A 3,216-nucleotide genomic window follows, 5' to 3' on the forward strand; every position below is an offset into this window, starting at 1 on the left:
CTGACCAAGGTCGACCGGGCCAGCATGGCGGTCAGCCTGGAAGCACGGGTGCCGCTGCTCGACCACCGGGTGGTCGAGTACGTCTGGCGCCTGCCCCCGGCATTGCGCGCCAGGGACGGCCGCGGCAAGTGGCTGTTGCGCCATGTGCTGCAGCAATACCTGCCGCGGGCGCTGATCGACCGCCCCAAGAAGGGCTTCTCCATCCCCACCGGCACCTGGCTGCGCGGGCCGCTGCGGGACTGGGCCGAGGATCTGCTGAGCGAGGAGCGGCTGCGCCGCGACGGCCTTTTCGACCCCCAGCCCATCCGCCGCGCCTGGCGCGAGCTGCAGGCCGGCAAGCCCTGGCATGAGCCGATCTGGGGTGCCCTGATGTTCCAGGCCTGGCACGACCTGCAAGCCCGGACGGCGTGAGTCGCCGGCCATTTCGGTAATGTCCAACCAAGGCATCAAGGTGGTTCACGTCATCACCGGCCTTTCCCTAGGCGGGGCCGAGATCATGCTCTACAAGCTGCTCTCGGCCATGGATCGAAGGGCCTTCGCCAACCGGGTGGTATCGCTGACCGGCGAGGGCGAGATGGCAGCCCCGATTCGCGAGCTTGAGATCCCCGTCAAAGCGCTGGGAATGTCGCCGGGACTGCCCAGTCCGGCCGGCTTATGGAGGCTCAGGCAGGCCCTGCGCCGGGATCGGCCCGCCGTGGTGCAGACCTGGCTTTACCATGCCGACCTGATGGGCTTGGTTGCTGCTGGCCTGGCCGGGGTGCCGAAAGTGGCTTGGAACGTGCGCTGTTCGGACATGGGGGAGAGCTATTACCGGGGCCTCAATGGACTGGTGGTGCGGGCGCTGGCCGTCCTCTCGTCCCGGCCCCAGGTCGTGGTAAGCAATTCCCAGGCCGGCCGCACCATGCACGAGGGCCTGGGCTACCACCCCAGGCGCTGGGACATCATCCCCAACGGCTTCGATCTCGAGGCCTTTCGCCCCGACCGGCAACGCCGGGCCGCCGTTCGTGGCGCCCTGGGACTGGCCGAGGAGAGTCCCCTGATCGGCATGGTGGCGCGCTACGATCCAGTCAAGGGCCAGGACATCTTCCTGGCCGCCGCCGCGGTCTTAGCGGCGCAGCGGCCGGAGGTGCATTTCGCCGTGATCGGGCCGGGCTGCGATGGCAACAATGCCGAACTCGCTGAGCTGGCCCGCCCGGTGCCGAGGCAGCGGTTGCATACGCTCGGCCTGCGCCGTGACATCGCCGCCGTGACCGCGGCCCTCGACATCGCCAGTTGCGCCTCGCACGGCGAGGGCTTCCCCAACGCCGTCGGCGAGGCCATGGCCTGCGCGGTTCCCTGCGCCGTCACCAACGTTGGCGATTGTGCCGTGATGGTGGGAGAGACCGGCCGGGTGGTTCCGGCCGGTGATCCCGCTGCCCTGGCCGCGGCCTTGCTGGAGCTCGTCGATCTGGGCCCCGAGGGTCGGCAGCGACTGGGTCAAAGCGCACGCCAACGCCTTAAGGAACATTATTCGCTCGACCGTATCGCCGGCCGCTACGAGGCGCTCTACCGGGAGCTTGCCGATCAACCCACGGCGTCACGGTAGATGGCCAGCGCCTGGCGCACCACCTCGCGGCAGCGGCACCACCGCCGGCATCTCGGCACGCCGCCCCCGCCACTCGACCACACCCTCGTCGTGCCAGGCTTGGAGATCGGCCTGCGGCACGGCGCCTGGGAGTCTCGACCTGGTGTTGGCGATCAGGGCGAAACGTACCCCAACCCCCTTGTCCCAGATCAGGCGGGCCACGGCCAGACGGTGTCAGACGAAGAAATAGGCCTGGTTGACGGCGTAAAGGAGCGTCGGTTGTTGGCTCGTGAATTGCGCATCGGCGCTGGCGATCGCCGCCGCCAGCGCAGGGGACGTATGATGTTATCAGGTCGCTCTGGATCAGCGCGTCGAGCCGCCGATGGCAAACGCCAAATCCCCACACCAAGACGGCGATTTTTTGCCGCGGTCATCGTTATGCTCGAAACAAATCGCCGTAGAATGCCACCGTCACAGGTCATGCCACCTCGAAAAATGGACCACGGGGCCTATCTCATGATCAGGCCGGACGCATGACGGGAAAGCAAGCTTTGACACAATCCAGGGCAGCACAGGATTCGCCGCCGGCCGCCGGGCCAGGGGTCATGCATTGCGCTTTCGTGCATGCCCCCGACCCCTTCTACGCCAATACCCAGAACTACGGCGCCCAGTTCATGCCGGTCTGGGCCTACACCTTGGCCGCCCACATCCCCGACGACGGGCACTTCGAACTCAGCCTCTACGACACCCGCTTCGACAGGGTGGATGACATTGCGCGGGCCGACGTCTATCTGTTCAGCGCCGTCAACCAGGATTACGCCAAGCTGGTGCAAACCCGCGAGCAACTGGCCAGGCGCCATGCCGGGGCCCGCTTCATCGTCGGCGGGCCCATCTGCTGGTCCTTCGAGCAGGCCGGCGACCTGAACAAGCTTGCCGATTTCGACCACGTCTGCATTGGTGACGGCGAGGAGAATCTGCCGGAAATCCTCGAGGCTCTGCGTCTGGGGAAGGACCTGCAGCCGGTCCTGCGGGCCGCCCGCCGCTTTGACCTGGCCCTCGCCCGGCCCATGCACCAGGGCTTGCTGGAGGCCGGTCTGAAGCGCTATTACGGCGCCGTGCTCGAGGTCTCGCGCGGCTGCCCGTTTCTCTGCGAGTTTTGCGACGTTCGCATCCTTCCCGACAACAACCGCGCCCACAACAAACCCCCCGAGTTGATCGTTGCCGAGATCGACCAGCTCTGCCGCAGCGGCGTCGGCGAGGTGCTGTTCGCCTGCGACAACTTCATCGGCGAGCCGCGCTGGGCGGAAGCCGTGGTCGATGCCCTGATCGCCTGGCAGAGCCGCAGCGGCTTTCGCCCCAGCCTCTATACCTGGCTGACCATCAACATACACAAGCACGATCGCCTGTTGCAGAAGATGCGCCGGGCCGGCTTCGATCTCTTGTTCGTCGGCATCGAGAGCTTCAGCGAGAACTCGCTGCTGGAGACCGCCAAGGTTCAGAACGCGGCGCCTGAGATGGTGGCGGCGGTGCGGACCATCCAAAGCTACGGCTTCATCGTCGTGGCCGGTCTGATTTTCGGCTTCGATTCCGATGGCGAAGACTGCTTCGACCTCACCTTGGACGGCCTCCGCGAAGCCGGGCTGTTGTCCGGC

The 3,216-nt window shown here is 66.6% G+C and carries 3 protein-coding genes; all 3 read left to right on the forward strand.

Going from position 1 to position 3,216, the window contains the following annotated elements:
- Window positions 1-411: asparagine synthase C-terminal domain-containing protein (locus QGG75_20385; GenBank protein MDP6069588.1), on the forward strand; the 411-nt coding region annotated here is incomplete at its 5' end.
- Window positions 412-430: 19 nt separating this feature from the next.
- Complete coding sequence (locus QGG75_20390) at window positions 431-1,585, forward strand: glycosyltransferase (GenBank protein ID MDP6069589.1); 1,155 nt, start codon at window positions 431-433, stop codon at window positions 1,583-1,585.
- Window positions 1,586-2,184: 599 nt separating this feature from the next.
- A partial coding sequence (locus QGG75_20395; protein MDP6069590.1) for a radical SAM protein occupies window positions 2,185-3,216 on the forward strand: 1,032 nt, incomplete at its 3' end.

The sequence above is a fragment of the Alphaproteobacteria bacterium genome (assembly GCA_030740435.1).
Lineage (GTDB): Bacteria > Pseudomonadota > Alphaproteobacteria > UBA2966 > UBA2966.